Below are 7,233 nucleotides of genomic sequence, written 5' to 3' on the forward strand. Positions count from 1 at the left end.
GCGGCATGGTCGTCGGTGCCCGTTCGGCGACGTCGACGAAGCACCCGGCCTATCGCCCACCACGCCGGCGGCCGTCCCGGCGCAGGTCAGCGGGCTGCCGGCCGCGCCCGGCGGGTGCTCTCGACACGCCGTCGCCACCCCTGTCCCGATCACCGGAGCTGGCCGGGTGGTCGGCCGGGCAAGTAGCTTCTGGCTGTGTCGGAACGGGACGAGGTCATCGCCGGGCGGTATCGGCTGGTGGAGTTGGTCGGGCGCGGGGCGGCCGGGGTGGTCTGGCGGGCACGCGACGAGCGCCTGGGGCGGTCCGTCGCGGTCAAGCTCCTCAACGCGGCCGACTCCCCGAGCGCGGTCGAGCGGATCGTGCGGGAGGGTCGGGTCGCCGCACGACTGCGGCACCCGCACGCCGTCACCGTGCACGACGTCGTGGAGCACGGCGGCAAACCCTGCCTGGTGATGGAGTACCTGCCGTCCAAGACGCTGGCCGAGCTGGTCGACGAACGCGGTCCGCTGCCCGAGGAGCTGGTCGCCGGCGTCGGCTGGCAGGTCGCGTCCGCGCTGACCGCCGCCCACGCCGACGGCATCGTGCACCGGGACGTCACGACGTTCAACATCCTCCTGGCCGAGGACGGCACCGCGAAGATCGCCGACTTCGGCATCGCCCGGGCGATCGGCGAGCACACCGTGACCGACGCCCGGGTGGTCGTCGGCACGCCCGCGTTCCTCGCGCCGGAGGTGGCGGCAGGCCAGGAGGCCGTGTTCGCCTCCGACGTGTACGCCCTGGGCGCGACGCTCTACGCCGCGCTGGAGGGCCACCCGCCGTTCGGCACCACCGACAACCCGTACGCCCTGCTCCGCCGCATCGCGGACGGCGAGGTCGCGCCGATGCGCTTCCAGGGTAGGCTGGGCGACGTCTTGGAGCGCGTGCTCCGCCGAGACCCGGCCGAACGGCCGACGATGGCCGAGCTGCACGGCCTCCTGGGCGCGGTGGTGGAAGGACGGCCGCTGCCGGGCGACCCCCAGCCCAGCGCCTCGCAGAACGGCGACACCCGCCCGCTACCCGCCCAGCGCCGCGTGCCGTGGCGACGGTTCGCGCTCGTGGCCGGCGCCGTCGTGCTGGTCGCGACCGGCATCGTGATCGGCAACTCGCTGGCCCGCACGGACTCGACCGGCAACGCCCAACCGGCCGTGGACGACACCACCACGACCACCACCACGACGACAACGACGACGGCGAGCACCCCCGCCAGCACCCCCACCACCACTACCAGCGCGACCACCACCAGCGCGACCACCACGACAAGCGCCACCACCACCAGCGCAACGGGCACCACCCCGCGCACCTGCACCGCCCGCTTCGAGATCACCAACTCCTGGCCCGGCGGCTACCAGGCCCACGTGACCGTGCGCAACGCCAGTGGCCGCGCCCTCACCGGGTGGACCGTGACCTGGCCCCGCCCGTCCGGCCACGCGATCAGCAACCTGTGGAACGGCACCCTCGACCTGGGCGAGAACTCGGTGGCCGTCACCAACGCCGCCCACAACGGCAAGCTGCCCGCGGACGGCTCGACCACCTTCGGCTTCACCGCCAACGGCCCGTCCGTCCCGGACCCCGACCTGAACTGCACGTCCGGCTGAACGAGCGGCCTGAGGGACCGGAAATGGGTGGTCAGACCGGCGCGGAGGCTGGTTTGCTCAACCTTCCGCGCCAGTCTGACCCAGCCGGCCGAAGCCGACCTGCCGTGCAGACACGCGTGCACACGGCCCGTCCGGACTACCCCGACGGGACGCTGCGTACACGTGCGCACACCGACCCCGAAGGAAACGACTCCTCCCCATGCCACGCCACGCCGTCAGCATCGAGACCCACCTCGTCGCCGACCACGACAGCGGCCCCTACGCGATCACCACCGGCCCGGACGGCGCGCTGTGGTACACCCTGGTGCGGGGCAGCGGGATCGGACGACTGGCGCCCGGCGGAGCCCCGACCACCCACCACCTCGCCCCCGACAGCCGGCCGACCATCATCGTCACCGGTCCGGACGACGCGCTCTGGTTCACCGGGTACCAGAGCCACCGCATCGGCCGCATCACCACCGACGGCGAGATCACCGAGTTCACCCCACCCACCCCCGACTGCGGCCCGTACGGCATCGCCCCGGGCCCCGACGGCGCGCTGTGGTTCACCGAGATCAACGCCGACCGCATCGGCCGCGTCACCACCGACGGCGACATCACCGAGTTCCCGCTCCCGCTCACCGGCGCGTTCCCGTCGGCCATCACCGCGGGCCCCGACGGCGCGATGTGGTTCACGCTCAACCAGGCCAACGCCATCGGCCGGATCACCACCGACGGCGCCGTCACCGTCCACCCGCTCCCAACGGACGCGGCCGGACCGGTCGGCCTCTGCGCCGGCCCGGACGACGCGCTGTGGTTCGTCGAGATCGCCGCGGGCCGGATCGGCCGGATCACCACCGACGGCGAGGTCACCGGGTTCCCGCTGCCCGACCGCGCCTCGCGCCCGCACGCCATCGTCGCCGACGGCCACGGCGACCTCTGGTTCACCGAGTGGGGCGCCAACCGGGTCGGCGTGATCACCACCGACGGCGCCGTCGAGTCCCACGCGCTCCCCGCGCCCCACGCCGAACCGCACGGCATCACCCCGGGCCCCGACGGCGCCCTCTGGATCGCCCTCGAAACCGGCGCGCTGGCCCGCGTCACCCGGACCTGATCACCCGTCCGCCTGGAGGGCCGCCAACCCGTGCAGCAACGGCACGTAGACGTCGTCCACCAACGACGCCACGGTCTCCTCGCTCACCGGGGCGCCGCAGGTCATCGACTCGTTGCGGATGAGGTCCAGCGGCAGCCGCCGCACCCGGTGCGGCAGCTCGACCGGCGGCAGCTCGGCCCGGCTCACGGCCTTGTCCACGATCGTCGACACGGCCTCGGTCAGCGGCGTCGGGTTGGTCAGGCGCTCACCCAGCAGGGCCGCCACCTCGGGGTGGCGGAACGCCTCACCCATCACGCCCGCCACCATCTCGTTCATCATCGAGTCGGCCCGGCGGGCGATGCGGCCGAACAGGGTGCGCAGGTCACCGCGCAACGTGCCGGTGTCGGGCGGCTCGGGTTCCGCGGGCAGGTTGCGGAACCACGCAGCCAGCACCAGCTCCGCCCGACCGCCCCACCGGCGGTAGATGACCGGCTTGCTCGTCCCGGCACGGGCGGCCACCGCCTCCATGGTGAGCCTCGCGTAGCCGACTTCGCGCAGCTCGTCCCACGCCGCGTCCAGGATGGCCCGCTCCAGCTCCGCCCCACGTCGACGCGACTTCGTCACCGTCACCCTGCCCTCTCACCGAACCTCGCCGGGCCCGCCACCGACGAGCCCCCTACCCACGAGCCCGTCACCATGAGTCCATGAACCCCGACCGGACGAAGCCTTTACCCAGCCTTTAGATACTTTGCGTTCCTTATCGCACGGGTCTACCTTTGCACATGTTAGACACGATCCGTTTCTTATGGGGGAACACCGTTGCTGAGCCGCTTGCTGCGTGCCCACCTGCGGCCGTACAGACGTGAACTGACGGTCGTGCTCGTGCTACAGCTGATCGGCACCGTCGCCTCGCTGTACCTGCCGAGCCTCAACGCCGACATCATCGACTTCGGCATCGCCGCCGGTGACACCGGCTACATCCTGTCCACCGGCGGCTGGATGGTCGGCGTGTCGATCATCCAGATCGTCTCCTCGATCGGCGCGGTCTACTACAGCGCCCGCGTGGCGATGAGCTTCGGCCGCGACGTCCGCGCGGCCGTCTTCCACCGCGTCGGCGAGTTCTCCGCGCGCGAGGTCGCCACGCTCGGCCCGTCGTCGTTGATCACCCGCACGACCAACGACGTGCAGCAGGTCCAGCTGCTCGTGGTGATGGGCTGCACGATGCTGGTCAACGCGCCGATCATGTGCGTGGCGGGCATCGTGATGGCGCTGCGCGAGGACGTCGGCCTGTCGTGGCTGCTCGTCGTCTGCGTGCCCGCGCTGGCGATCGCGGTCGGCCTGATCGTGATCCGCATGGTGCCGCAGTTCCGGCTGATGCAGGAGCGCATCGACGAGGTCAACCGGGTGCTGCGCGAGCAGCTGGCCGGCATCCGCGTGGTGCGGGCGTTCGTCCGGGAGCGCGCCGAGACCCGGCGCTTCGCCGACGTCAACGGCGCGCTCACCGACACCGCGCTGCGCGTCGGCCGGCTCCAGGCGTTGATCTTCCCGGTGGTGATGCTGCTGCTCAACGCCTCCAGCGTGGCCGTGCTGTGGTTCGGCGCGTTCCGCGTGGACACCGGCGAGATGCAGATCGGCGCGCTGACGGCGTTCCTGAGCTACCTGATGCAGATCCTCATGGCGGTGATGTTCGCGACCTTCATCTCGATGATGATCCCGCGTGCCGCCGTGAGCGCCGAGCGGATCAACGAGGTGCTGGAGACCGACTCGTCGGTCCGGCCGCCGACCTCGCCGCTGCTCGAGCTGCCGAGCAAGACCTCGGTGGAGTTCCGCGGCGCGGAGTTCCGCTACCCCGGCGCGGACGAGCCGGTGCTGCGCGACATCAGCTTCCGCGCCGAGGCCGGTCACCGCACCGCGATCATCGGCAGCACGGGCACCGGCAAGACGACGCTGCTCAACCTCGTGCCGAGGCTGATCGACGTGACCGGCGGCGGTGTGCTCGTCAACGGCGCGGACGTCCGCGAGATCGACACCGAGGCGCTGTGCGCGCGCATCGGGCTGGTGCCGCAGCGGCCGTACCTGTTCACCGGCACGGTCGCGTCCAACCTCCGCTACGGCAGGCCCGAGGCCACCGACGACGAGCTGTGGGAGGCGTTGGAGATCGCGCAGGCGCGCGACTTCGTGGAGGCCATGCCCGGCGGGCTCGACGCGGAGATCGCCCAGGGCGGCACGAACGTCTCCGGCGGCCAGCGGCAACGGCTCTCCATCGCCCGCGCGCTGGTGCGCCGACCGGACATCTACCTGTTCGACGACGCCTTCTCGGCGCTGGACCTGTCCACCGACGCACGGCTGCGCGCCGCGCTGCGACCGCACACGCGGCACGCCGTCGTGGTGGTCGTCGCCCAGCGCGTGTCCACGATCCTGGACGCCGACCGGATCGTGGTGCTGGACGCCGGCACCGTCGTCGGCATCGGCACCCACCACGAACTGCTGGACTCCTGCCCCACCTACGTGGAGATCGTCGAGTCGCAGCTGACCTCGGAGCAGGCCGCATGAGCACCACGACCACTCCCCGCCCCGCGACCCCGCCACCGCCGCGGATGGGCGGCGGCATGCCCGGCATGGGCATGCCGATGGGCAAGGCGGAGAACTTCGGCCCGTCGGCGCGCCGGCTCGTCCAGCGCATGCGGCGCGAGCGGATCGCGTTGCTGGCGGTCGTCACCCTCGGCGTCATCAGCGTGGCGTTCGCCGTGGCGGGGCCGAAGATCCTGGGCCACGCCACCGACATCATCTTCGAGGGCGTCCTCGGCCGGATGCGCGGCACGGACGCGGGCGTCGACTTCGCCGCCCTCGCCACGGTCCTGATGTGGGTGATGGGCCTCTACCTGATCTCGTCGGCGTTCGGCTGGTGGCAGGGCCGGGTGCTGAACAACGTGGTGCAGCGCTTCGTGTTCCGGCTGCGCTCCGACGTCGAGGACAAGATCCACCGGCTGCCGCTGCGCTACTTCGACGGCAAGCCCCGCGGCGAGCTGCTCTCCCGCGTCACCAACGACATCGACAACGTGTCGACGACGTTGCAGCAGACGCTGAGCCAGCTGCTGACGTCGTTGCTGACGGTCATCGGCGTGCTGGTGATGATGCTGACGATCTCGCCGCTGCTGACGCTGATCGCGTTGCTGCTGATCCCGATCTCCGTGGTGGCGACCGGGCGGATCCGCAAGCGGTCGCAGGCGTTGTTCGTGGCGCAGTGGAAGCACACCGGCGCGTTGAACGCGCACATCGAGGAGGCGTTCACCGGCCACCAGCTGGTGAAGGTCTTCGGCCGGCAGCGCGAGTCGGAGGCGGAGTTCAAGCGCCGCAACGACGAGCTGCTCGGCTCGGCGATGGGCGCGCAGTTCGTGTCCGGCCTGATCATGCCGATGATGATGTTCCTGTCGAACGTCAGCTACGTGGCCGTGGCGGTGGTGGGCGGCCTGCGCATCACGTCCGGCGCGATGACGCTCGGCGAGGTGCAGGCGTTCATCCAGTACTCGCGCCAGTTCACCCAGCCGCTGACCCAGGTGGCGTCGATGGCGAACCTGATGCAGTCCGGCGTCGCCTCGGCCGAGCGGGTGTTCGAGCTGCTCGACGCCGAGGAGCAGGAGCCGGACCCGGCGGAGGCGTCGTTGCCCGCCGAACGCCGCGGCCGGGTGGAGTTCGAGCACGTGAGCTTCTCCTACCGGCCCGAGCAGCCGCTGATCGAGGACCTGTCGCTGGTGGCCGAGCCGGGGCAGACGGTCGCGATCGTCGGCCCGACCGGCGCGGGCAAGACGACGCTGGTGAACCTGATCATGCGGTTCTACGAGCTGGACGCGGGCCGCATCACGCTGGACGGGGTGGACATCACCGCGTTGAAGCGGGAGGACCTGCGGGCGCAGACCGGCATGGTGCTGCAGGACACGTGGCTGTTCGGCGGCACGATCCGCGACAACATCGCCTACGGCAACTCCTCGGCCACCGAGGAGGAGATCATCGCCGCGGCCCGCGCCACCTACGTGGACCGGTTCGTGCGCACGTTGCCGGACGGGTACGACACCGTCATCGACGAGGAGGCGACGAACGTCAGCGCCGGTGAGAAGCAGCTGCTGACCATCGCGCGGGCATTCCTGGCCAACCCGTCGCTGCTCATCCTGGACGAGGCGACCAGTTCGGTGGACACCCGCACGGAGTCGTTGGTGCAGCACGCCATGGCGGCCCTGCGGTCGTCGCGGACGAGCTTCGTCATCGCCCACCGGCTGTCGACGATCCGGGACGCCGACGTGATCCTGGTGATGGAGTCCGGGCGGATCGTGGAGCAGGGCAGCCACGACGAGCTGATGGCCGCCGAGGGCGCGTACCACCGCCTGTACGCGGCCCAGTTCGCCGCGGCCGGGTGAGGCGGCGCCTCGGCAGTGGCCACGTCCGGCCACCCCCCCGGCGCCCCGGCGGGGCCCCCCGCCACAGGTGGCAGATGGCCAGCGCGAGCGCGTCGGCGGCGTCGGCGGGCTTCG

Annotated in this window: 5 protein-coding genes; 4 read left to right on the forward strand and 1 reads right to left on the reverse strand. The window is 71.5% G+C overall.

Annotation, left to right across the window (positions count from 1 at the left end; genetic code table 11):
- Window positions 1-195: 195 nt before the first annotated feature.
- Both AB0I91_RS30180 and AB0I91_RS30185 read left to right on the forward strand, forming a co-directional pair.
- The gene (locus AB0I91_RS30180) at window positions 196-1,635 is read left to right on the forward strand and encodes a protein kinase domain-containing protein (protein ID WP_499639988.1); all 1,440 of its coding nucleotides are present in this window, start codon (window positions 196-198) and stop codon (window positions 1,633-1,635) included.
- A gap of 199 nt (window positions 1,636-1,834) precedes the next feature.
- A complete protein-coding gene (locus AB0I91_RS30185) occupies window positions 1,835-2,728 on the forward strand; it encodes a Vgb family protein (protein ID WP_499639990.1) in 894 nt (297 codons plus the stop codon).
- Here AB0I91_RS30185 and AB0I91_RS30190 read toward each other — a convergent pair whose 3' ends face one another.
- Complete coding sequence (locus AB0I91_RS30190) at window positions 2,729-3,331, reverse strand: TetR/AcrR family transcriptional regulator (protein ID WP_499639992.1); 603 nt, start codon at window positions 3,329-3,331, stop codon at window positions 2,729-2,731.
- Window positions 3,332-3,526: 195 nt separating this feature from the next.
- On the opposite strand from AB0I91_RS30190, the gene AB0I91_RS30195 reads away from it, so the two are divergent.
- A complete protein-coding gene (locus AB0I91_RS30195; RefSeq protein ID WP_499639994.1) occupies window positions 3,527-5,260 on the forward strand; it encodes an ABC transporter ATP-binding protein in 1,734 nt (577 codons plus the stop codon).
- On the forward strand, window positions 5,257-7,119 hold the full coding sequence (locus AB0I91_RS30200; RefSeq protein WP_498778187.1) for an ABC transporter ATP-binding protein: 1,863 nt from the start codon (window positions 5,257-5,259) through the stop codon (window positions 7,117-7,119). Before AB0I91_RS30195 ends, AB0I91_RS30200 begins: the two co-directional genes overlap by 4 nt.
- The last annotated feature ends 114 nt before the right edge of the window (window positions 7,120-7,233 follow it).

The organism is Actinosynnema sp. NPDC049800, from assembly GCF_040656635.1.
Classification (GTDB): Bacteria; Actinomycetota; Actinomycetes; order Mycobacteriales; family Pseudonocardiaceae; genus Actinosynnema.

Coding starts and splice junctions, on each gene's coding strand:
- AB0I91_RS30185 (WP_499639990.1), top strand. CDS start 1,835: ATGCCACGCCACGCCGTCAGCATCGAGACCCACCTCGTCGCCGACCAC.
- AB0I91_RS30200 (WP_498778187.1), top strand. CDS start 5,257: ATGAGCACCACGACCACTCCCCGCCCCGCGACCCCGCCACCGCCGCGG.